The 24176-nt window shown below is 43.0% G+C and carries 13 protein-coding genes and 2 pseudogenes; 11 read left to right on the top strand and 4 right to left on the bottom strand.

Going from position 1 to position 24176, the window contains the following annotated elements:
* Positions 1-618: 618 nt before the first annotated feature.
* From LYNGBM3L_RS27580 to LYNGBM3L_RS34340, 5 genes are all read left to right on the top strand, one after another.
* Positions 619-2142 (top strand): group II intron reverse transcriptase/maturase, encoded by a 1524-nt coding sequence (locus tag LYNGBM3L_RS27580; protein ID WP_044495066.1) that lies wholly within the window; start codon positions 619-621, stop codon positions 2140-2142.
* A 735-nt stretch (positions 2143-2877) separates the two neighbouring features.
* The gene (locus LYNGBM3L_RS27575) at positions 2878-3093 is read left to right on the top strand and encodes a hypothetical protein (protein ID WP_008189162.1); all 216 of its coding nucleotides are present in this window, start codon (positions 2878-2880) and stop codon (positions 3091-3093) included.
* A gap of 671 nt (positions 3094-3764) precedes the next feature.
* A complete protein-coding gene (locus LYNGBM3L_RS34350) occupies positions 3765-5537 on the top strand; it encodes a tetratricopeptide repeat protein (protein ID WP_008189160.1) in 1773 nt (590 codons plus the stop codon).
* Between the two features lie 60 nt (positions 5538-5597).
* The gene (locus tag LYNGBM3L_RS34345; RefSeq protein WP_008189158.1) at positions 5598-5882 is read left to right on the top strand and encodes a tetratricopeptide repeat protein; all 285 of its coding nucleotides are present in this window, start codon (positions 5598-5600) and stop codon (positions 5880-5882) included.
* 75 nt (positions 5883-5957) lie between these two features.
* Complete coding sequence (locus LYNGBM3L_RS34340) at positions 5958-7592, top strand: CHAT domain-containing protein (RefSeq protein WP_008189155.1); 1635 nt, start codon at positions 5958-5960, stop codon at positions 7590-7592.
* Here the strand turns inward: LYNGBM3L_RS34340 and LYNGBM3L_RS27565 are convergent.
* On the bottom strand, positions 7589-7993 hold the full coding sequence (locus LYNGBM3L_RS27565) for a hypothetical protein (RefSeq protein WP_008189153.1): 405 nt from the start codon (positions 7991-7993) through the stop codon (positions 7589-7591). The two genes, LYNGBM3L_RS34340 and LYNGBM3L_RS27565, sit on opposite strands and share 4 nt — an antisense overlap.
* Before the next feature lie 2043 nt (positions 7994-10036).
* On the opposite strand from LYNGBM3L_RS27565, the gene LYNGBM3L_RS27560 reads away from it, so the two are divergent.
* The 4 genes and pseudogenes from LYNGBM3L_RS27560 to LYNGBM3L_RS27545 all read left to right on the top strand — a co-directional run bounded on the left by LYNGBM3L_RS27560 (position 10037) and on the right by LYNGBM3L_RS27545 (position 20019).
* Complete coding sequence (locus LYNGBM3L_RS27560) at positions 10037-12532, top strand: cellulose biosynthesis cyclic di-GMP-binding regulatory protein BcsB (RefSeq protein ID WP_081431853.1); 2496 nt, start codon at positions 10037-10039, stop codon at positions 12530-12532.
* A gap of 201 nt (positions 12533-12733) precedes the next feature.
* On the top strand, positions 12734-15274 hold the full coding sequence (gene bcsA / locus LYNGBM3L_RS27555) for a UDP-forming cellulose synthase catalytic subunit (protein WP_008189146.1): 2541 nt from the start codon (positions 12734-12736) through the stop codon (positions 15272-15274).
* A gap of 27 nt (positions 15275-15301) precedes the next feature.
* A pseudogene (locus LYNGBM3L_RS50650) lies at positions 15302-15927 on the top strand (Uma2 family endonuclease).
* Positions 15928-16299: 372 nt separating this feature from the next.
* Positions 16300-20019 (top strand): helix-turn-helix domain-containing protein, encoded by a 3720-nt coding sequence (locus tag LYNGBM3L_RS27545; RefSeq protein ID WP_008189139.1) that lies wholly within the window; start codon positions 16300-16302, stop codon positions 20017-20019.
* Positions 20020-20244: 225 nt separating this feature from the next.
* Here LYNGBM3L_RS27545 and LYNGBM3L_RS27540 read toward each other — a convergent pair whose 3' ends face one another.
* Entirely contained in the window at positions 20245-20442 is a 198-nt protein-coding gene (locus LYNGBM3L_RS27540) for a hypothetical protein (protein WP_008189138.1), read from the bottom strand.
* A 72-nt stretch (positions 20443-20514) separates the two neighbouring features.
* On the opposite strand from LYNGBM3L_RS27540, the gene LYNGBM3L_RS27535 reads away from it, so the two are divergent.
* Positions 20515-21861, top strand: a complete 1347-nt coding sequence (locus LYNGBM3L_RS27535) for an RNA-guided endonuclease InsQ/TnpB family protein (RefSeq protein WP_008189137.1) — start codon at positions 20515-20517, stop codon at positions 21859-21861.
* Between the two features lie 135 nt (positions 21862-21996).
* On the opposite strand, the pseudogene LYNGBM3L_RS50645 reads toward LYNGBM3L_RS27535, so the two are convergent.
* Together LYNGBM3L_RS50645 and LYNGBM3L_RS27525 are read right to left on the bottom strand one after the other, a co-directional pair.
* Positions 21997-22438: pseudogene (locus LYNGBM3L_RS50645) on the bottom strand (hypothetical protein).
* 641 nt (positions 22439-23079) lie between these two features.
* A complete protein-coding gene (locus tag LYNGBM3L_RS27525; protein ID WP_008189134.1) occupies positions 23080-23283 on the bottom strand; it encodes a hypothetical protein in 204 nt (67 codons plus the stop codon).
* A gap of 678 nt (positions 23284-23961) precedes the next feature.
* Here LYNGBM3L_RS27525 and LYNGBM3L_RS38975 point away from each other — a divergent pair.
* The gene (locus tag LYNGBM3L_RS38975) at positions 23962-24126 is read left to right on the top strand and encodes a plasmid partition protein ParG (RefSeq protein WP_198954017.1); all 165 of its coding nucleotides are present in this window, start codon (positions 23962-23964) and stop codon (positions 24124-24126) included.
* Positions 24127-24176 lie beyond the last annotated feature (50 nt).

The raw sequence follows: 24176 nt of genomic DNA, 5'->3' as shown, positions 1-24176 counted from the left end.
GGGATGTGAATGCGGCGATCAATGTATTAAATTTGGCGGTAGGGCATTCCGTCAGTAGTAGTGCGGCTCGTTCTTAATAGGAGCCTTTCGTAATAGAAAGGGGTATGATTAGGGGGATTCGTGAGGTCTAACCTCAAAAATCCTAACTATCCTCAGGATGTGGGTGAAAGTCCCACCCTTGAAGAGACAAGTGACTCCCTATCTGACCACACCGAGTGAGCGGCAACTCACAGAGTGACGCTGGTAACAGGGCGCAATCAGTTGACCAAAAGCAGGTAACAACACTGGCGCTAACGGGGAGGCGACAAGGTCTAAGTAGTTCTAAAAAAGTGTCTAAGACGGCAACCACAACCTGAATAAAATATGTGGAATAAATTCTCTACTCTCACGGAGTCATTACTACGATATCCGTAATCTCTGAGAGGAGAATAGGCAAATTGAACTGACCTAAATCGCCAAAACAATCTTCAGGATGGAACGAGTAAAAACGACAGCAATAATAGGTCTGGGGGACGGTCGAAACCCCGGTAAACTATGCCAAGTCTAATCCCTACTGTCGGGTAAGATGTGTTCAAAACTGGGCACGGGTTCTCAGAATATGTTCAACCAAAGTAGAGTATGGTTAGACGCATGAATTCACATAGCGAACTTTGGAAAAGTCAGAAGTGGAAGAAACTCCGCCAAAACTTATTCCGCCTACAAAGAAGAATATATAAAGCAGTTCAGGCTGGCGACTTGAGGAAAGCTCGGTCTTTACAAAAACTGATTATGAAATCCCGTTCAGCTCAACTTTTGGCCGTTCGTCAAGTGACTCAATTAAATCAGGGTAAACGCACTGCCGGAATTGATGGAAAGGAAAACCTCAATTACCGAGAGCGAATTGAATTGGTAGACAATCTGAACCACTATGGCCACACCTGGTTTCATAGCGGACTAAGGGAAGTACCAATCCCTAAAAAGAATGGGAAAACCCGGATGCTTAAAATACCAACTATCGCTGATAGAGCATGGCAATGTCTAGTAAAATACACCCTCGAACCTGCGCACGAAGCTATCTTTCACGCCCGGAGTTACGGGTTTAGGACTGGGCGAGGCGCACATGATGCCCAAATGTACATATTCACCAACCTGAATAAAGGAAAAAAAGGCATCACTAAAAGGGTAATTGAGCTAGATATTAAAAAGTGTTTTGACCGCATTTCTCATAAATCCATCATGGATAGGTTGATAGCACCAGCACATGTGAAGAAAGGGGTCTTCAGGTGTTTAAAAGCTGGCATCAGCCCGGAATTCCCTGAACAAGGAACTCCCCAGGGAGGAGTGGTTAGCCCCCTTTTAGCCAATATCGCACTTGATGGAATAGAAGATATCCATCCATCCGTCCGCTATGCAGACGACATGGTGATATTTTTAAAACCAAAAGATGACGCCGGAAAAATTCTTCAAAAAGTGGAAAAATTTCTGGAAGAACGAGGTCTCGAAATCAGTCAAGAAAAGACCAAGATAACCAAAACGACAGACGGTTTTGACTTCCTTGGCTGGCAGATGCGAGTCAAGCCAAGCGGAACATTCCATTGTAAACCCTCAGCGGATAATCATAGGAAAATACGCGAGAAGATTAAAGCCGTAGTCAATAGCTCGAATTATGGTGCAAAGTTCAAAGCCAAAAAACTAGCTCCCATTGTAAGAGGATGGCGAAACTACCATAAATGGTGTGATATGAGCGATTCTCGGGATAGTCTATGGTTCCCTAACAAAGCGGCAAAAAGAAAATTCCTCATCGAAAAGAAAATGAACCGCTATGAAGCAGTGGAATTATGCAAAAAGGCATTCCCTACAGTAAGGACTAAACGTTTTGGACACACTATGGTCACAGGGACTAAGTCCCCTTACGATGGAGACTTAGTCTATTGGAGCAAACGGAAAAGTACGCTCTACGACAATCATACGTCCAAGGCTTTGAAACGACAAAACCATTCTTGTGAATATTGCGGGTTAATGTTCAATTGCGACGAATCTGTACACCTTCATCATGTAGATGGAAACCACGACAATTGGAAGCTAAAGAACCTAGCAGCAATTCATCAAAGCTGCCACCAACAAATTCACTGGAGCAAGCCAAAAGGCAAGCCGAGAGGTTGAGAGAATCTAGGAGCCGTGTGAGATGAAAGTCTCACGCACGGCTTTGAAGGAGAGGTGCTCCGGATAATACCGGACATCGACTCTAATAAGCTTCCCGAGTAACCGTTCGCGCAGCGGAGGCGAAAGCCGATACCGTTGGGTGGTGTTGGGAAGAAGCCTACACTGAACCTGTAAAGGTCAGTGTGGGAGTATGTCACCTTTCTGTCTTTTGTTGTTGTAAAAGATAGGAAGCTTATTTTTTTTCGTTGCTAATTATGGGTATGATTTTGCCCCCCTAGCCCCCCAATTTTTTGGGTAAAAAAACTCTCTGTGTTGGGTCTCCCGCCCCCTAGCCCCCCAATTTTGGGGGGAACAAAACTTTCTGTGTTGGGTCCCCCAAAGTTGGGGGATTTAGGGGGCTTGACCAAAACCAAACGATCGCGCATTCATACTTCAATTGCTGCAACGCCGATTTTTATGATTACCAAAAATAACTCCAATTAATTAACCATTCAGTATTAGGCTGAATGCTGAATGATTAGTGCTTACATTATAAACAAAAGCTGATGATAATAACACCAGAAATTCATCAGCTTTCTTTTAATATTATTCCCTCTTACTTATTCCCACAATTACCACACTTTCCACACTCTCCTATTACCCATATTTCGTAATAAAAAAAATTCCTAAATCCCTTGACTATTAGTTAATTTATTTATATATTAATACTATAACCACTTAAGAGAAAAGATTCTGATGACTGAAAACATTCCCCCCACCCCGGACAACCAAGGTCGCAAACCTAATCAATTCAAGCTCTTGTTGATCGGAACTCCTCAACAGGTTCACGATACGATTAATGCGCTGTATTCCGTTAAATACGCATATCCCTACGAGTGGAGCACTCCCGAGCCCACCGAAAAGCCTGGTGAGGTGATGACCACTTTGGTGCGATATTTTTACCTAGACTAGGATAGGAATTTGCCAGGGCTTTTACGCCCTGGCCACCATCAAGATTGAAGGTTGTTTTCTGAAGCGGGATGAAGTAGAATGGAATAGGATAAGTCAGAGGTTGGAATGTGGTTGCTTTCGAGCAATTGCTGACTAACTCTGGTGGAATGTTTTTAGTCATCAGAATTGATTTCATTGAGTTGACCTATTGTGTACTCGTTTTTGTGTACACAATAGAATTCGGTCAAGACTTGGGTTTAACCAGAACTTGACCGAATTTTTTTTATTGTTATTTATAGGAAAGGGAGTAGGGAGTAGGGAGTAAATCTTGCGTAGGGTGTGTTAGGGACGGGCTCGCTCTGACCCCCTCGTATCCAATGTTAGGACTCGTGTAAAAATAACCTGAACAGTTTTTTTTTGGAAGCTAGATATCACACTTTTTTCAGAGAAAATTTGTACAACTTATTTTTAAATAAAGCCTGAGGTTGATGCCCGTAACGCACCACCTTATATTCATTCCTTGATTCAGCAACGCCGGTGATATCGATCACAGTTCCATGGTGATATTTTAACTTTGCAGACACGCTCTAGCTATGTAAGTTTAAAATAAATGGCACTTCCAGATCGATTGGGGAAAGGCTCAAAATAATCTGGGCGCAGCCTAAAGTTACAGAATTCGTGGGGACAGGGAATTGAATCTCGAAAAAGCGATTGCAGCATACCAACAAGCTTTGTCAGTTCGCACCAAAAAAGACTTCCCGATCGATTGGGCAATGACTCAAAACAACCTGGGCGCAGCCTACAGTGAAAGAATCCGTGGTGATAAAGCAGAGAATCTCGAACTTGCCATTAAAGCATACGAACGAGCATTGGAAGTTCACACCAAAAAAGACTTCCCCGAAGAGTGGGCAAGGACTCAAAACAACCTGAGCCTTGTCTACAGTGAAAGAATCCGTGGTGATAAAGCAGATAATCTCGAACTTGCCATTAAAGCATACGAACGAGCATTGGAAGTTCACACCAAAAAAGACTTCCCCGAAGAGTGGGCAAGGACTCAAAACAACCTGAGCCTTGTCTACAGAAACAGAATCCGTGGTGATAAAGCAGAGAATCTCGAACTTGCCATTAAAGCATACGAACTAGCATTGAAAGTTCACACCAAAAAAGACTTCCCCGAAGAGTGGGCAAGGACTCAAAACAACCTGAGCCTTGTCTACAGAAACAGAATCCGTGGTGATAAAGCAGAGAATCTCGAACTTGCCATTAAAGCATACGAACTAGCATTGAAAGTTCACACCAAAAAAGACTTCCCCGAAGAGTGGGCAAGGACTCAAAACAACCTGGGCATTGCTTACAGAAACAGAATCAGTGGTGATAAAGCAGAGAATCTCGAAAAAGCGATTGCAGCATACGAACTAGCATTGAAAGTTCACACCAAACAAAAGTTCCCCGAAGAGTGGGCAACGATTCAAAACAATCTAGGCCTTGCTTACAGAAACAGAATCCGCCACAACAGGGAATCGAATCTAGAACTTGCTATTGAAGCATACAAACGAGCTTTGTGGGTTTACACCAAACAAGACTTTCCCCAAAATTGGGCAATGACTCAAAATAACCTGGGCAGTGCGTACCGTGAAAGAATCCGCCACAACAGGGAATCGAATCTAGAACTTGCTATTGAAGCATACAAACGAGCTTTGTGGGTTTACACCAAACAAGACTTTCCCCAAAATTGGGCAATGACTCAAAATAACCTGGGCAGTGCGTACCGTGAAAGAATCCGCCACAACAGGGAATCGAATCTAGAACTTGCTATTGAAGCATACAAACGAGCTTTGTGGGTTTACACCAAACAAGACTTTCCCCAAAATTGGGCAATGACTCAAAATAACCTGGGCAGTGCGTACCGTGAAAGAATCCGCCACAACAGGGAATCGAATCTAGAACTTGCTATTGAAGCATACAAACGAGCTTTGTGGGTTTACACCAAACAAGACTTTCCCCAAAATTGGGCAATGACTCAAAATAACCTGGGCAGTGCGTACCGTGAAAGAATCCGCCACAACAGGGAATCGAATCTAGAACTTGCTATTGAAGCATACAAACGAGCTTTGTGGGTTTACACCAAACAAGACTTTCCCCAAAATTGGGCAATGACTCAAAATAACCTGGGCAGTGCGTACCGTGAAAGAATCCGTGGTGATAAAGCAGAGAATCTCGAAAAAGCGATTGAAGCATACGAACTAGCTTTGTCCGTTTACACCAAAGAAGACTTCCCTATTGAGTGGGCAATGAATCAAAAGAACCTGGGCAATGCGTACCGTGACAGAATCCGTGGTGATAAAGCAGAGAATCTCGAAAAAGCGATTGAAGCATACGAACTAGCTTTGTCCGTTTACACCAAAAAAGACTTCCCCGAAGAGTGGGCAACGATTCAAAACAATCTCGGCGCAGCCTACAGTTAAAGAATTCGTGGTGATAAGTAAGAGAATCTCGAAAATGCTATTACAGCATACCAACTAGCATTGTCAGTTTACACCCCGCAAGCCGATCCGATTAACTGTCTCATAACTTCCCGCAACTTAGGTCACCTCCACTTCAACCAACGTAACTGGCAACCCGCCATCGATGCCTACCAACAAGCAATCACAGCAGTAGAAATCAGTCGCAGTGAGGCAATCAATGATCCAAATCGTCAACAGATGTTGGCACAGGCAATAACAGTTTATCAGGGTGCATCTCATCTTTGTAAAAAAGAAGGGAAGTGCCGGAAGTGTCGGAAGCGTGGGGATTTTAGGGAGGGTGGGTAGTGTAGGCAGTTTGGGAATTTTATTATAATTTTTGTTTAATTGCAAAAGTGAGATGCACCCGTTTATCAAACACTAGTGCAAGCCTATATCAATATAGAACAGTTGGATAAAGCCATCGAAACAGTCGAACGCAGCAAAGCCCGGGACCTAGTGCAACTGCTCACCAACCGCGACCTTTATCCTAAAGGCAACGTTCCCCAAGGGATAATCACCGAGTTAGATCAACTGCGTCGAAACATTCCATCATTGGAAAAACAGTTACAAGTAGTTTTTGAAAAACTATCTGGAAATAGCGATAACACACAACTAAAGCAACGACCATCTATAGAGGAATCACGGAAACGACTACAGCAAGAATTACAGAAGTCGCTACAGCAGCTAGATCAGGTGCTTAAAGAAATCAATGATAACTATGACTCCAGTTTCAGTCTAACTCAAACCGTAGAAACTATTCCGTTTAGGGATATTCAGAGCCTGATTGATCAAGGCACCGCTATTATTGAGTGGTATGTTACCAGGGATAATATTCTTACCTTTATTGTCACCAGTCACAGTCAGCAGCCCATAGTTGTGTCATCCTCTCCTGAAAAGCTGAAAACTTTGGAAGACTGGGATAAAGACTATACCAATGCCTACCGCAACCAAAAAAATCAATGGATAACTAATCTATCCACTCGTCTCGTGGACCTCGCTACAATATTAGATATTGATAACATCATTTCCAAGATTGATGGAATATTTGAGAAAGTTGGGGGTAAATGCGATCGCTTAATTATAGTGCCCCATCGTTTCCTGCATCTGTTTCCCCTCCACGCTTTAGCTTTATCAAAAGGTAATTTACTTATCGACCGCTTTGAAAGAGGGGTAAGTTATGCTCCTAGTAGCCAGTTACTGAAACTAACAAAAGAACAACAGCGCCCCCACTTCAATAACTTATTTGCCATCCAAAACCCCACTAGACCTGAAGCAAAACCATTGCCTGGCTCGAAACTAGAAGTTGATAAAATCCGACAATACTTTGACCCCAACCACAGTATTGTTCTTGCTGAAGCAGACGCAACCGAAGCCAAGCTAAATCAAAATATCAAGCAACTCCGCTCTGCTCACTGTGTCCACTTTTCCTGTCATGGCACGTTCAAATCTCAATCTCCCCTAGAATCAGCCCTACTTTTAGCAGATGCAGACCTAACCTTGTATAAAATCTTTAAACTTGATCTCAGTCAATGTCTTATTGTCATTCTTTCTGCCTGTGAAACTGCGATGACCCTTTCCAGTAACCAAGAATCAAGTAACAAAGACGAAGATACTGGATTACCTAGTGGTTTAGATGAATATATTGGTTTGCCTAGCGGTTTTCTCTATGCAGGTAGCCCTAGCGTTGTCAGCACCCTCTGGAAAGTCGATCCTCTTGCCACTGCTTTGTTAGTGATCAAATTATACAAAAACCTCAAACGACTGCCAACGTTAGAAGATGGGGATGTTTCAACTGCCTTAGTTAACGCCCAATTCTGGTTACGAACACTGAACAGTAAAACCTTGGCAAGAATCCAAAAAAGTCAAAAATTTAAGGGTTTGATGGCTCAAATATTTGAAAACAATAAGCGCGATCGTCGCAAATTCAATGACTTACTATATGCTGCCATTAAGCGCCAACCCTATCCTTTTGCTAACCCCTATTATTGGGCAGCTTCCGTAGCTACAGGCACTTAGGGGTTAGGATTGTAAGATTGGCAGAATTTTTCGATGCCTTCTTGCTCAATATAGATAGCAATTGGAGTAGCCATTAGTCCGGCTACTAGAGGTTTAAATTCCAGTGATCCCGCCAAGAACTCAGCTATTACTCCTATAAGTGCAGGCAAGTAGTTTTCTCTAAATTTTTTATATTTTGGCTGACAGATATGACCATGACACTGCCTAAGGATCTGAGTAAACCAACGCAAGTCACCCTTATCTTCTACTCCTTCAATGCCATTGCGAGTGGCTAGGGATTCAGCAGCATCAGCTAAATCACCATCCCACTCTTCGATTACCTCAAGAGCTTCTAGTGCTTGTGGATTATTTGCCAGTTCGGAACGTAACTTGGAAATCTGTTCTGATGTAAGTGTAGTCATCAAGTTATTTCGCTAAACTTGCTGAATTTGACAACAACTTTCAGTTTACAACAGTTTTTATAGAAAATAGCGCTTTATATGGCGTTGCTTAATAATGGAATGATTTTAAGCACACCTGTGGAATGGGGATCTTGGTAGAACTGGCATCTTGCCAGTTTCAATCTATTTTCGCGCGGGCATCTTGCCAGTTTCAATCTATTTTCGTGGGGGCAGAATGCCCACTCTATAATGGAATGATTTTAAGCGCACCTGTGGAATAGGTATCTTGGTAGAACTGGCATCTTGCCAGTTTCATGCTTATTTTCGTGCGGGCAGGATGCCCACTCTATAATGGAATGATTTTAAGCGCACCTGTGGAATGGGGATCAGGCGTGGCACTGGCATCAAGCCAGTTTCAATCTATTTTCGTGCGGGCAGGATGCCCAATATTTTCGTGCGGGCAGGATGCCCACTCTACTCCTATTCATTCAGAGACTGACGCAACGGCCTTTATATTAAATTTATAGCAATCTGTGTCGAAATTTTGATAATTTTTCTTCCCTACTCCCTACTCCCTACTCCCTACTCCCTTTGCTATATAAGGTACCTTAAATTTTGTTAAACCTACTCGACACGGCCTGCTTTCTTGAAACTCTCTCAGGGCATCCGTGAAATGAATTGTACCAACAGGGGGGCGCTAAACAACAGAGCGATATCAATAACGGTGATAGTAGCGAAGCGAATCTGTTGACTACTCATAATTACTTATTTCCTCATTTATCAAGGTAGCTTAAATTTTCTTAACCCTAATCGACACTGCCTGGTTTCTTGAAACTCTCTCAGGGCATCCGTGAAATGAATTGTACCAACAGGGGGGCGCTAAACAACAGAGCGATATCAATAACGGTGATAGTAGCGAAGCGAATCTGTTGACTACTCATAATTACCTATTTCCTGATTTATCAACGTACATTAAATTTTGTTAAACCTACTCGACACGGCCTGCTTTCTTGAAACTCTCTCAGGGCATCCGTGAAATAAATTGTACTAACAGGGGGGCGCTAAACAACAGAGCGATATCAATAACGGTGATAGTAGCGAAGCGAATCTGTTGACTACTCATAATTACCTATTTCCTGATTTATCAACGTACATTAAATTTTGTTAAACCTACTCGACACGGCCTGCTTTCTTGAAACACTCTCAGGGCATCCGTGAAATGAATTGTACTAACAGGGGGGCGCTAAACAACAGAGCGATATCAATAACGGTGATAGTAGCGAAGCGAATTTGTTGACTACTCATAATTACCTATTTCCTCCAGCAGTTATCTAAAACTTCTTTAAAGTTGATGTGAATATACTACAGTCCACAATAATTTCACTGCACCGACTTAGCTCACCCACCTTAGTGATTTTCCAGACCGATTGGTGTGATCTGGATCACAATAGCAAAGGGAACAGGGAGTAGGTCAGCATTCAGCAGTCAGCGGTCAGCGGTCAGCTTGTTGATAGCTGATAGCAGCTAAAGTAGCGTTGCTGATTCTGGGTATGATTCCGCGCCCCATACCCAGAATCAGCAACGCCATTTTCTGAGGGTGACCATAGACCAAATCCTGTGGCTGATACGCGACACGCTGATAGCTGAATGCTTACGAGGCAACAGGCAACAGGCAAGAGCTATATAGAGATTTTTGGGAATGGAAAAAACTGTAATCGCTGTTTACAATTCATTTAAAAACCCTATACCAATCCAGGGATTTTCCTTAATGCATATAAAATTAAATTTGTCAAGTAACTTTACTGAACTTTTGTTCTAGGGGCAATGTCCTAGAAGCCTGTGGTAAATTTAACTCAAAGACTGCGGAAGCTTGCCGATCGAAAAGGTTGGCATAGGGAGGATTCCGTTCCCCAGATTCTGGTCACTCAAGGGTGTATCTGATTTTTATTCAACCGCTGGTAATCCAACTAGCTTGCTCCGGATTAGGTAGCGCTAGCCTTGTATCAATAGCTAAACATCCCATGCGGCAATTTAATTTTTAATCAGAGTTAAAACGTTCTGCTGATGACACCCTTTTTTCGCAAGGCTTTTGCCCATCTACCCAAAAAAAATCCTAGGTCACACCGATCAGATGGTCACTCTAGCGCTAATCAAGCCTCTACTTCGAGGAGGTTCGATGCAAAAGCAGATCATCCTCGGCCTTCGTTCCAAAGATATTCTTTAGTCCTACTATTATTCCTCAGCTGTAGTATTTCCATTGGGTTAAGCACAAGGTTAGTGTCTGCCCAAAGTGATGGCAGTACCACTGATAGTAACAAAACCCTAAGGGAGAGTACCATCGAGGAACTCAAGGAAAAATCTCAACCCACCTTTGCTCTACCTTCCCCACCAACTAAAGCTCCTGAGATCGATGCTCCTCCTGCTGGTAAGTACATCCTAGAATTCAATCGCAGCCCAGTAGTAGGCTCTCGTTTTAGTTTAAGAGGCATCTATGACGAAGCACGGCTAGGGTTTACTCGTCCCCGAGATTGGCAACTCAAATCTGTCAAAGCCTTGATTCGCTTTCGCCATTCTCCAGCGCTCTATGCCACTCGCTCTAATCTTACCGTTCTAATTAATGGTGTTAGCGTTGGCAGTATTCCTCTCAAGCGCCAGAAAGGGGAAATTGGGAATGTGCTATTTAATATTCCGATAGACCAACTCCGTAACTACAACCAAATCACAATTGCGGCGCTACAGAATAACTCTCCTACCTGTACTCAAGACCCCTATGATCCTTCCCTATGGACAGAAATTCTACCCGATTCTAAAATAGTCTTTGATTTTGAACCCCAACCGGTTTCTCTAGACTTCAATCGCTATCCTTACCCGATCTTTGATGACCTCAGTCTAGAACCAAATCAAATTACTTATCTGTTGCCCAAGGAGATTGATGATAATTGGTTAACTAGCACTGCTCGTTTCCAAGCTTCCTTAGGTAGGCTAGCGGATTATCGTCGCCTGAAGACTTCCTTGGTGAAATCTGTTAAAGAGGTCAGTGGAACGGGGATTAATCGATTTTCTGGTAATCGATTGGTGATCATCGGCACACCAGAACAACAGCCAGAACTCAAATCCCTGAAACTACCCCTTCCTGTAGGAAACAATAAGATTCTCGATGCTAAGGAAAAAGCCTTACCCCCCGATGTCGGGGTCTTAATGTTAACCACCACTCCTGGCAATGAAGGCGCAGTATTGGTAGCAACCGGTAATGGGCCAGAAGGAGTGGCGAAAGCAGTACAGTTTTTAGTGCAATCGGAAGACCGTCAAATTGGTACCAGTCAAGCGATCTTAGTTGAAAAGCTGGAGGAAGTGCCAACCCCTGCATCCCGTGATTGGCCAGACTATTTACCTGTAGAACCCACATTCAAGCTCAGCGACCTCAAAACTCCCTACAATCAGCCGATTGAGGATATAACAGTCAGGGGTTCTGATTCCCCACCCATTACTATTGACTTCCGGGCATTGCCCGATGATAAGTTTGAGGGGGATAACTATATGAACCTAATTTATAGCTACGGCCCCCAAATTAATCCCAAAACCTCAGTAGTGGAAGTCAAGCTAGATGGCATTGCCCTAATCGGCAAAAAGCTAACGTCCATCGATGGTGGAACTAGAGAGTCCCTGAGGGTTGCCCTGCCTAGTGACAACATTACCCCCTATTCTAAAATCCAGGTGGATTTTCGTCTTGATGCTCGGGAACGGCGCTCCTGTAGCAAAGTAACTGACCAACAGCTTTGGGGTACGTTGCACAGTGATACAAATTTTGAACTCCAGCGCACCAGTGTTGCCAAAGTCCCAGATTTGGGGTTGCTGAAAACGGGTTTTCCCTTTGCTGCTCCTCAGGATTTATCCAATACCGTTATTGTGCTACCAAAAGACCCCTCAATCAGTGTACTGATGACATTACTACAGTTCACTAACAGACTGGGACGGTTAAGCAAAGCGGAATCAATCCAGCTATCAGTTTATACTAAAGATTCTTTACCCACTGAGGAACGCAGTGACCATCATTTGGTAGGAATTGGCCCTCAAGATAAATTTCCGTTTCCTGAAATTTTCTCTTCTGGTGGTTTTGAATTAAAAGATTTTTTGACAAGGCAGCGGAGTGATAGTCAAATTCAAACCTGGTCTGATCATGATGGGGTGATCAAAGAAATTATATCGCCATGGAATAAAGAACGGGTGCTGCTTGCTCTAAGTGCTCAAACTGATAAAGGCTTAGAAAAAGTCCAAGACTTATTAAATCAAGACCCACTATTCTCTCAAATCAAGGGAGACACGGTACTGATTAGTGCTAACTCGGAAAATCCCAATATTTATCAACAAAATTCTTATAATATGGAGTTTTTCAAGCCAAAGCGCCAGCGTCAAATGGAAAAACCTGAGTTGACTCAGCAAATTTTTAACTTCATAATAAGAAGTTGGTTGTTGTTAGCTCCAGCTATTGTAGCTGCAACCTTGCTTAGTTACGGTGTTATTCAGTTTTATCTCCAAAAAATGGCTAGGGATAGAAATTAATGACGGTTTTTTAAGTCAAAATGCCAAATTAAAAATTCAAAATGACTAAATTTATAATTTGGAATTGTTTCCAATTACTACAAGAAAATGAATTAGTTAATGGGGTATTTTTGAATTTTGAATTGATAATTTTGAATTGGAGCGAAGCGATTGACTATTCCATTTTTAAAGATTAGGTCAAAACCGGGTCACAGAGGCTTGGTGACCACACCCCAACAGCGACAGCGACTAACAGTCTGGGTAGTGGAAGACTTACCCTATATATTTGACCAGATTTTACAGTGGCTAAGTCGCCGTCAATTGCTGTTGCTAATTGGATCTTTACTATTGCTATTCATTCCTCTAATTACTGCTCGCCCACCAATTTGGCAACAAGGGTTGCTTGCTGTAATTTTGTTCCTGATGGGACGGGTGATTATTCAGATGGAGGAAGATAAACCGAATCGTAAAACCAGTGAATATCTCCACTTATTGTTAGTTTTACTTAGCGCTTTCACTACCCTACGCTATTTTTATTACCGCACTCGATATACGCTGAATTTTGAAGGGTGGCTGAATATAGTTTTTTGCTTGCTGTTGTATGGAGCAGAATTTTATGCGATCGCTACCTTATTTTTGGCGTACTTTCAAACCTTAAAAATCAAAGAACGTAAAGCAGTTAGTTTAGAAAATATTCCCCAAGAGGAGTGGTTTAGGGTTGATATTTACATTCCTACCTATAACGAAGATCTCGAAATTGTCCGCAAAACCACCTTAGCGGCTGTAGCCATTGACTATCCGACTGATAAAAAATCAGTTTATGTCCTTGATGATGGCAGAAAGTATCCAGAGCGTAGGGAAAAGTTGCGCCAAATGTGTGAGGATCTAGGCTCCGAACTCCTGACTCGGGATAATAATCATCATGCTAAAGCTGGCAATATCAACACAGCTTTTCATAAAACCAAAGGGGATTTAGTGCTTATTCTTGATTGTGACCACATTCCCGCTAAAAACTTGTTGAAGGAAACTGTTGGCTTCTTTTTTAACCCTAAGGTTTCCTTTGTCCAAACACCCCACTGGTTCTATAACCCAGACCCCTTTGAGCGTAATCTGCTCACAGAAGGCAGAATACCTGTGGGTAATGAACTGTTTTATAAGGTGCTGCAAAAGGGCAATGATTTCTGGAATGCGGCGTTCTTTTGTGGGTCTGCGGCGGTGATTCGCAAAACCCACGTCATGGAAATCGGAGGTATTGCCACCGAAACAGTTACCGAAGACTGCCATACTGCCTTCCGTCTGCACTCAAAGGGTTACGAGTCGGTCTACTACGACAAGATTATGGTGGCAGGTTTAGCGCCAGAAAAATTTTCGGCCTATATCGGTCAACAGGTACGTTGGGCTAGGGGAATGGCTCAGATTCTGCGCCTGGAAAATCCCTTGTTCAACCGGAAGGTGAGGTTGAGCCTGCCCCAACGGTTGTGCTACATGAGTGCCACAGCCCACTTTTTCTTCGGCTTCCCGCGATTGATGTATGCGATCGCACCCACTCTATTCTTATTATTTGGCATCAATTCGGTTAAGGGTCTCGGTTTTGAAACCTTGTGCTATGCTCTGCCTCACGTTATTTTATCGATGCAGACCAACCACATTCCCTACAAGCACGTCCGTTTCTCCTTCTGGAACGAGATTTTTGAATTTGCCCTGTCATTCCAGGCGGGAATGGTTACCCTCTTAGCTCTGATTAATCCTAAGTTAGGGTCTTTCAATGTTACCGATAAAGGGATGAATGTTACCAAGCGCAGCTTTGATTTTGATTCGGTCAAGTACCTAGTGTTAGTGGCTGCACTGGCTACTGCTGCCTTGTTTACTGTACCTCTGTGGCTATGGTTAAGACCGGAGGATAGCCAAGCGGTGATTGTTAATGTTTTTTGGTCTATCTTTAACCTAATCCTTCTGATGGCTGCTTGTCTAGTTGCTTTCGAGCAACCCCAACTCCGTCGTGCTCACCGGATGCCAAGGAAGTTAACGGCTGTGATTCATACTCCACAGCAGAGTTGGAGAGGTGAAACCGTTAATGTTAGTGAAAGTGGTGCCCAAATTCTGCTGAATACCCGACCCAACATCCCTGATCAAATTAGAGTGGAACTCGAAGGAGACTACGGACACAAGTGCTTGGTCCGAGGGCGGGTGATGCGAGAAGTTGCTATGGGTGACCAGGTGAGGCTATTTGTTGATTTTATTAATCTCACCGGTACTCAGCAAGATGATCTGGTCTTAGTTATTTATTCTGATGTCAATGAGTGGTATTCCCAGAGACGATCTGAAACAGACCATCCTCTGGAATCCCTTAAGTTTATTGCTACGAGTATCAGACGAGTCTTCCGTGAATTCCGACCAGCTAAAGAGACCAAGGTACGTCAAAAGGTTCAAGCACCGGTGCAATTATATTGGGATTACTGGAAAAACTATTCCGTTAGCGCGACAATCACGGAAATTGGCACTCATGATTTACGGTTGGAATTAGATGGCCACCAGATTAGCAATCTCGATATCATGCAGAAGACTAAACCCCTGATCAGTTTACTGGTAACTCAGGAATCTAATCACTTACAAGATTTGAGTTTTTTGGCTAAGGTGGAAACTATAGAGCAATTAGTTGATAGCGGATCTGTTAATTCAATTGCGATCGAGTTAAGTTTTCCAGAATCAATAGAAGAGCAGCAACAGCTCAAAATTCGACAGCTTCTGAATAGCTTGGATTGATAGCAAAGAGAATAGGAAATAGGGAATATGAACCCCTTAACTCTTGACCTGCGACCACTCCTGAGGTTAACCCACCGGGAATTTGAGCAAATTGCAGCAGCTAACCGCGATCTGCGGTTGGAACTGACTGCTGATGGAGAACTGATTGTTATGCCCCCAACAGGAGGAAATACCGGTAGGCGTAATGCCGATCTAACGTACCAACTCCAAGCTTGGAGTCGTCAGACCCAACTTGAGGTGCGACCCGTGGCGAATTTAATTCGCCAAGTAAGAGCGCACCTAGGGAAGTTTTCGACTCCTCTACTGTGTTTCAACTCCCCAATGGAGCAGGACGTTCTCCTGATGCAGCTTGGGTTAGCTCAGACCGATGGAACAGCCTTACTCTTGAGGAACAAGAAACCTTTCCACCTCTATGTCCTGACTTTGTGATTGAATTGCGCTCCAAAACTGATTCTCTGACATCTCTACAGAACAAGATGCTGGAATATATGGATAATGGCTGTCGCCTCGGTTGGTTGATTAACTATCAAAATCAACAGGTTGAGATTTACCGTTCTGGTCAAGCAAAAGAAATTCTACAATCTCCCCAGATTCTTTCTGGGGAGGAGGTATTACCCGATTTCCGATTGGATTTGCAGTTGATTTGGATTTGATATCTCTCCTCTTTGAAAAAAGGGGATTCTAAACCGAATACCGACACTAGATATAGCGCATAATAATTCATGCGATCGCTTATCAATTATCCTTTAGGAAGTAGGGAGGGTTGCGTCAATTTAATTTACATCATAAGTATGAGAAGCGCTATAGTTTATTTTTTTAGACTTTCAAATGCAAAATTATGGTAAAATTTTTATGTTGATTGGTCTGATTAAGATAACTAGACCGGTCTTTTTTAACCCTAAATTGCTCTTTTTAGGATATTTTGTTACCCCCTGAGCCCTAAAACCTAATACCTAAGACCTGAACTATTAGTAAATCACGATATTATTATATTATAGCATAATAAACTATAATCAAAACGGTATATGAACTTTGAAGACGCTCTGGAATTCGCCAATGCCTTAGTGTTTGCCAAATCGGGAAATCATCTCACTGATTTACAGCAAGCCTTAATTGAGGCATCTTGGTCCTGGAAGCGTCAGAGTTATGATACTATTGCCGAAACCTATGGCTATTCACCGACTTACCTGAAACATGATGTCGGTCCTAAGCTGTGGAAACTTCTCTCAGAGGCTTTGGGGGAAAAAGTCAGTAAAAAAAACTTTCGCTCAGCCCTCGAACGACGGTGGCGCAGTGAACAGGAAACTATCTCCTCGAACCAACAGCCAACTACACTCGAAAGCATAACCCCAGTCGGGGACTCGACCGAGGAAACAGATGGGATTGGCTTAAGGCCAGGCTACGGGAACGGAAAACCACGTCACGATTGGTCAGAAGCCGTTGATGTTCGTTTCTTTTATGGAAGACAATCAGAACTAGCCCAGTTGCAGCAATGGATTCTGAGCGAACACTGTCGGCTAGTCGCCTTGTTAGGTATGGGCGGCATGGGCAAAACCTCCCTATCGATCAAGCTTGCCCAACAACTCCAACACCAGTTTGAGTTTGTTATTTGGCGCTCCCTACGTAATGCTCCTGACCTATCAGAGATTTTGATTCAGTTGCTGAGATTTCTATCCAATCAGCAAGACATTGATTTACCAGATACCACAGACGATAAAATTTCCCGACTTCTGAATGATATACGCTCCCACCGTTGTTTGCTAGTTCTCGATAATATGGAAACAATTTTACAAGGGGGAGCTCAAAGCAATGCTGCTGGACATTATCAAGCTGGATATGAAGAATACGGTCAACTATTGAGACGGTGGGGAGAAAACTCCCATCAAAGCTGCTTAGTACTAACCTCTCGGGAGAAGCCTCAAGAAATTGGACTGCTTGAAGCAGAAGTGCTACCTGTCCGCTCCCTACAATTAAGTGGTTTGAAAACTGCTGAAGGACAAGAAATATTTAATATTATCGGTTCTTTCCAAGGTGAAGAAAGGGAATGGAAGCAGTTAATTAATCGCTATTCTGGTAATCCCTTAGCTCTAAAAATTTTAGCGACAACAATCCAGAAATTATTTGCCGGTAATATTTCGGAATTCTTAAATCAAGATGCGATAATATTTGGTAATATTAAAAATCTTTTAGAGCAGCATTTTGCCCGATTAAGCGCTCCAGAACGAACAGTAATTTTTTGGCTGGCCATCAATCGAGAAGAAGCCTCATTTGCTGACTTACGAGATGATATATTTCCTCCTGTACCACCCCAACAACTGATCGACACCCTGGAATCCTTGGAACAGCGATCGCTTGTGGAAAGAAAAGCGTCTCTGTTTTCCCTACAACCAGTGGTGATGGAATACGTAACTGAACGCTTGGTTGAGCAAATCTGTGAAGACGTTATTGCTGGTGTAACTGCCATTAATAACACTAATAACTGGGAAAATTCCCTGTTGATAACTCATGCTATCCTCAAAGCTCAGACCAAAGATTATCTTAGAAATACTCAAATTCGTCTAATTATCAAACCCATTGTAGAGCGTCTACAGATTGCTTTAACTGGTAAAGGTAACCTAGAAACCCATCTAAATCAGATTCTCGAAACTCTTCGAGGCAAACCTGCCTTAGCCATTGGCTACGCTGGTGGAAATATTATTAATCTCCTTTGTCAACAGGAAATCTGTTTAAAAGGCTATGATTTTTCAAGAGTTACGATTTGGCAAGCTTATCTACAAGGGGTGGATTTACAAGATGTCAATTTCGCTCACTCCGATTTATCCAAGTCAGTGTTTACTAAAACCTTAGGAGTAGTATTTGGAGTAGCGTTTAGTCCTGATGGTAAGCTTTTAGCTACTGGAGATGTGGAAGGTCAGTTGCGTTTATGGCAAGTCGAGAATGGTAAGCCAATTTTAATTTGCAAAGGTCATACCGGTTGGGTTTGGTCTGTTGCCTTTAGTCCTGATGGTAATACCCTAGCCAGTTGCAGTAGTGACAAAACGATTAAACTATGGAATGTCAGCACAGGTCAGTGTATTAAAACCTTAGAAGGCCATACCAGTTCTATTTGGTCAGTAGCATTCAGTAGGGATGGTAAAACCCTAGCCAGTGGTAGTGATGAATCAACAGTAAGGCTTTGGGATGTAAACACTGGTGAATGCCGTCAGGTATGTCAGGGACACACCGGTCAAGTCCTGTCGGTGGCGTTTAGTGCAGATGGTAAAACCCTAGCCAGTGGTAGTGATGACCAGACAGTGAGACTGTGGGATCTTAGTACTGGTGAATGTCGCCAAATCTGTTATGGTCATACTAATCGGATTTGGTCAGTTAATTTTAGTCCTGATGGTGCGATGTTAGCCAGTGCAAGTGCTGACTTTACCATTAAATTGTGGGACCCATGCACAGGTGAATGTCTCAACACCTTAACTAACCATAGCGACAGAGTAAGGTCAGTGATGTTTAGTGGAGATGGGCAAACCCTAGTCAGTGGCAGTGATGACCAGACGGTGAGGCTGTGGAATGTCAGCAGTGGTGAATGCCTGAACTACCTACAAGGACACACCAATTCTATATTTTCAGTAGCATTCAATCGGGATGGTCAAACCGTAGCTAGTGGCAGTAGTGACCAAACCGTACGTCTATGGAATAGCAAGACAGGTCGATGTCTTAAAATCCTACAAGGATATACCAATTCTGTATTTTCAGCAGTATTCAGTCCCAATGGTCAACAATTAGCCAGTGCCAGTACTGACAACATGGTCAGGTTGTGGGATGTCAGTAGTGATAACTGTTTAAAGAGACTAGAGGGACACACCGGTTGGGTGACTTCTGTGGCATTTCACCCCAATGGTGAAATTCTCGCTAGCAGCAGCGCTGACCAAACCATACACTTGTGGTCAGTAAGTACAGGTCAATGCCTGAAAGTATTGTGTGGTCACTCCTATTGGGTGCAATCCGTTAGTTTTAGTCCTCTTGGTGAGACTCTTGCCAGTAGTGGTGATGACAAAACCATCCGGTTATGGGACGTCAATACTGGTCAATGTTTTAAGATCTTACGGGGTCACACCAGTTGGATTTGGTCTGTTACCTTCAGTCGAGACGGTCAAACCCTAGCCAGTGCTAGTGAAGACGAAACCATACGCTTATGGGATGTCAGGAGTAGTGAATGTCTCAAGGTTTTACAGGGTCACACTAGTCGGGTACAGTCGGTAGCATTTAGTCCTGATGGCCAAACCCTAGTTAGCAGCAGTGGAGACCAAACTGTTCGGATTTGGGATGTTAGGACTGGGGAATGTGTCAGGATTTTGCGAGGCCATAGTAAAGGTGTCTGGTCTGTCGCCTTTAGTCCTGATGGTGAATTGATTGCCAGTGGTAGCTTAGATCAAACCATTAGGCTTTGGCAGGCAAGTACGGGTAAGTATCTGAGAACCTTACACGGTCATCGGAATTCAGTACGGTCATCGATTGGGTTTAGTCCTGTAAAACATCAAGATCACCAGGGTAGGTCTGATCAAGAACAGGTGAGCAGTTATTGGCTTACTTGTGGCAGTAATGATGGGACTATTAAAGTTTGGAATACCCACACAGGTCAGTGTATTAAAACCTTGATTCCTGATCGACCTTACCAAGGTATGAACATCACAGGGGTTACTGGTTTGAGCCTAGCACAGAAGTCAGCACTGGAAGCGTTGGGGGCGCTGAGTTGATTTAAAGAAGATGGGAACGAAACTGGTGATTTAAGATGAAAATTGTTTTTAACAAGATAGGGGGAGGCAAGAGGGGGCGAAATTCCCCACCTTCTTCCAAGGTGTTGAAGTTACCGTAAGTATAGTGGAGCCTTTATGATCAGCAGGCTATGAGAAAAAGGGTTAAAACTATTTTATTAAGGCTCCACTATACTAAGGTTTCGTCTCTAGGATGGATAGCCCCTCTCAAATACTGTCTATCTGTTTCCTCGCCCAACTCTCTATATACTCTCCTACACTTGTCCCAGCCTCTTCAGCAGACAATTGTAACCACTTCCAGGTAGTGTCAGTCAGCCAGATACCATGCTTTCTTTTTAGTTCATCATAATGAGCTGGAGCCCCCCTCATTCTTTTTTCTGGTTTTTTCTTTTTTATACTTGACATATCGAATTACCGTAGACTATACTAAAATGACTCTAGCAAAGAAACAAGAAAAACAAGGAGGTGATTTAATTCATGGCGACTCTTAGGCAAACATTTCGTCTATATCCCAACAAAACAGCTATATCAAAGATGTTTTACGCAAGAAAATTACATCAATTATTGTATAATGCGGGGATAGCTGATCGTCGCTATGAATGGAAAGCAAACAAGAAAACCATAGGGTACTTATATCAGCAAAACTGCTTGCCAGCTTTCAAGGAATGTTGGCCAGAGTACAAAGAACTTTACAGTACTTCTTTGCAAGCGACTCTTAAAAGAGTAGATTTAGCATACAATCGTTTCTTGAAGGGATTAAGTGAAATTCCTAGATACAAATCAATCAAGAAGTATTCAGGATGGACTTACCCTAGTAAGGCTGGATGGAAAGCTAATACCGATGGCAAAAACGGGACATTGGTATTGAATGATCTTGGTCTTGTCATCAAGATGCGTGGGCAAGCAAAGTTTTGGGGAACTCCAACAACTTTGACTATTGCTTATAAACCTAGTATTAATGCCTGGTTTGCTTCAATTACAGTCAAAGTTGATACACAGCAGACTAGATATGGCTCAGAATCTGATTTAGTCTACGAGAAAATCGTAGCTTATGACTTGGGAACTGAGACAGCAATTACAGCTTTCAACGGCGCGGAATTTGAAGAGATAGCCAATCAGAGGTTTACTAAAACCCTAGAGCCTAAAGTGAAAGCCGCTGGGAAAGAGAAACGCAGAAAGCAAGCCCCCGATTTCAAGAAAGGAATAAAAGCTTCTAATCGCTGGAAAAAAGCGAATAAGCGAGAGTCTCAACTAAAAATAAAAGCCGGATTACAACGTAAAGACTGGCAGCACAAAGTTACGTCAGATTTAGCTAGTCGTTATGACATCGGCGTAACTGAGAAGTTAAACACGAAAGGATTGACCCGAAAAGCAAAAAAAGGGTCAAAGAGAAAGAAACAGAAAGCTGGATTGAACAAAGCCATTTTAGATGTAGGTTTTGGCACTCTCAACAAGATGTTAACCTACAAAATTGAACTTAAGGGAGGGATTGTCCTTCAATTGCCAACCAGACAATTGAAGCCATCACAGCGCTGCCCAGAATGTGGAAAAGTTCATAAGAACTGGGCTGAATTATCAAATCGATACCATGTCTGCGATGCTTGTAGTTTTGAGTTTGACAGAGACAAGACCAGCGCCATGGTAATGTTCAATGCAGCATTAGGAAAACAGCCGGGGTACGGTGCTGACCTCGATAAACGTGGATTTTCTAGCTCTACTTCAAAGACCAGAAAGCATACTGGATCAATGAAGCAACTAGGGAAGTTGAAGCGTCAAAAATCACGCTCATCAGACGGGTCTGCTGACACCCCGTCCTGGCCGTAGGCCACGCTACGCGAACGAACAGGGCGGGGTAGTTCATTTCTTCTCCTTTGATCTTTCTAGCACAATTAGATTTTTTGACGCAATTAATTGAGTCTGAATATGAATTTTATTTAACGGGAGTTGTCAAAGAAGAAATTAATGGGAAGAATGATGAAGCGAGTGCTTTTGAATCTCTAGCCATTGCTCATGAGCATCCTTATCCCCACCAAATGAATCTACAGAAATTTTGCGCTCTGGCATGGGCTTGAGAGGGCCGCTGATGGGACTGTGCTTGCAGTAGCAAATTACGACCATATCGAAATCCATGTCAACCGGGATATCTGGTGTGTAGGTTTCGACCCGTGTAACTTCCCAATCGCTTTGACGGTAATGGGTTGATGAATCTGGATAGTTAGGATCAACAAACTGATCAACTCGAATAAACTCGCTTCGGACGGTATCCAGGTTCAGGCAGCGCCTTGTCGGAGCAGTCGTAATGCTCGAACAAAGTTTTGGTCAGAGAGCCAGAGTGAGCATATTTGCGCTCTTTCCATCCAGGTTGACGCTTTTCAGCACGAAAGACAATCCATTTACGCATTAGTCTTCCTCCTTTTCGGTGTCTTGACACTCCCCGCCTTGCGCATAGCGGGGATTCCTAGATCTGCGAGCCGCCTTAAACCGCCGTGTTCTAATCTTTGACGCCGCCACAAATTAGACAATATCTAAACCAAAAAACCCGTCGAGACCAAGTATTCAGTCAGTTCACAGCAGACCCAGAGGGCAGTTCTCCCTAGGCGTTTAACTACTTAATTGGAAGTGCATGTGCATAGTCCGTTTCCCTTCCTTTTCGTTTGGTTCCGGTGTGCCCCACCGTACCGTTTTATCTTGCATAGTGATTCTTCTGGGTTCACACACCAACTGTTAATTGATGATTGGGTTTTTAAAGAGGACTTTCCCTTCCCTCTAGACATTACTACTTTGAGGTCGATAAGTTACGGGTCTCTCTCCCGGCTCAGCCTACGGTTTTTCAGCCTGTATCTATCTTTAGAGTACAACAAATATTTGTGTGTGTCCATAAATTTGTTTCTTGTTTTTTGTAGATTTATAAGAGAAAGCAGTCCTAGAAGGATTTAAAGTTACCGTAAGAGAGTGGAGCCTTAATTATCAATTTTTAACCTTTTTGCGCGAGACCGACCCACCTTAAAGGCTCCACTCTCTAAGGTTTCGTCTCTAGGGGCTTTAAACCCAAAATTTTTTGTAATAGGATTTGGGAAATTCAGTTTTTCCTTCAAACACACAATCGACTTCAAGAACAGGGTTACCTGTTTCCTCGATATCAACCAATTGCCAGCCATATTTCTCAGCCATTTCCTCGCAGCAGTCCTGATCGGCTGCTGCATGGCGTGACTTGTTTTCGTTTTCGTCATACCTGGGTTTTGGCATACTTAGTTGCTCCTAGTTCCCTATCGTCGGACTTTGGAGAAGTTGTATTGGCTGAGTGTGGTTGCAGTTGCCGGGGCGCATTCTATATTTAGATTATACAGGTATCAGCCTGCATAATAATTCGTTTGATATAATGATATCATCAAAATATTTAAGCTTTTTGCTGGCTCTCCAAGACCGCAATGAATCCCTTCTGTTATTATTTTTTTTGACTGGTTAAAGATATCAGTTTTGTTAATTTAAAATTGAAAATAACAATTCAAAATTCACAAGCGACCCATATTAATGAGTGAGTTGATCAAGAGGAAAATCCCTATAGTTTTTCCTATCGGGCAAATCAAATATGAGGTCAAATTGGGTATCAGGGACTCGCTGACGCCATAACTGAAGGTGTCCCTCTGCGTCGGAGCGAGTGCAGTAGCGACCGACGATTACCCATTTGATTACCCATTGCGTTGGGGAAGGCGGGTAACTGCCCAAGCTTGCAAGTTTTGTGGATAAGCCATAATGGAGCTATCTTGGTTGAACAATGGAGTAGTAGCCAGCCCATGAACTCTGACGGCTCGGCGCGCGGGATTGCCCTATCCTACCTTATGGCTGGGAAAATAAATTTATAAATTTTGTAAAAAAAATCATTGATGCCAGAATGGAGTAAAGTTGTTTACTGGTAGTAGGACAGTGGCTGAAGAATCAATACGGGTTTATCTATCCAAAGATAAAAAAAAGAACTTTAAAGCGGCTTGTGTTATGCAAGACAGGGATATGAGCGATGTGGTCAATGAATTAATTGATAAGTGGCTTGACCAAAATGGCGTATATATACACGGAGAAAAGGAGACATGAATAAATCCTGAAACCCTAGCGGTAATAGGTTTACAGGCTGATGCGATCGC

Origin of the sequence: Moorena producens 3L (assembly GCF_000211815.1) — a bacterium.
Classification (GTDB): Bacteria; Cyanobacteriota; Cyanobacteriia; order Cyanobacteriales; family Coleofasciculaceae; genus Moorena; species Moorena producens.
This window is presented reverse-complemented; position numbering and strand designations above follow the sequence as displayed.

Coding starts and splice junctions, on each gene's coding strand:
- LYNGBM3L_RS27580 (WP_044495066.1), top strand. CDS start 619: ATGGTTAGACGCATGAATTCACATAGCGAACTTTGGAAAAGTCAGAAG.
- LYNGBM3L_RS27560 (WP_081431853.1), top strand. CDS start 10,037: ATGACACCCTTTTTTCGCAAGGCTTTTGCCCATCTACCCAAAAAAAAT.
- LYNGBM3L_RS27575 (WP_008189162.1), top strand. CDS start 2,878: ATGACTGAAAACATTCCCCCCACCCCGGACAACCAAGGTCGCAAACCT.
- LYNGBM3L_RS27540 (WP_008189138.1), bottom strand. CDS start 20,442: ATGTCAAGTATAAAAAAGAAAAAACCAGAAAAAAGAATGAGGGGGGCT.
- LYNGBM3L_RS27535 (WP_008189137.1), top strand. CDS start 20,515: ATGGCGACTCTTAGGCAAACATTTCGTCTATATCCCAACAAAACAGCT.
- LYNGBM3L_RS27545 (WP_008189139.1), top strand. CDS start 16,300: ATGAACTTTGAAGACGCTCTGGAATTCGCCAATGCCTTAGTGTTTGCC.
- LYNGBM3L_RS27525 (WP_008189134.1), bottom strand. CDS start 23,283: ATGCCAAAACCCAGGTATGACGAAAACGAAAACAAGTCACGCCATGCA.
- LYNGBM3L_RS27565 (WP_008189153.1), bottom strand. CDS start 7,993: ATGACTACACTTACATCAGAACAGATTTCCAAGTTACGTTCCGAACTG.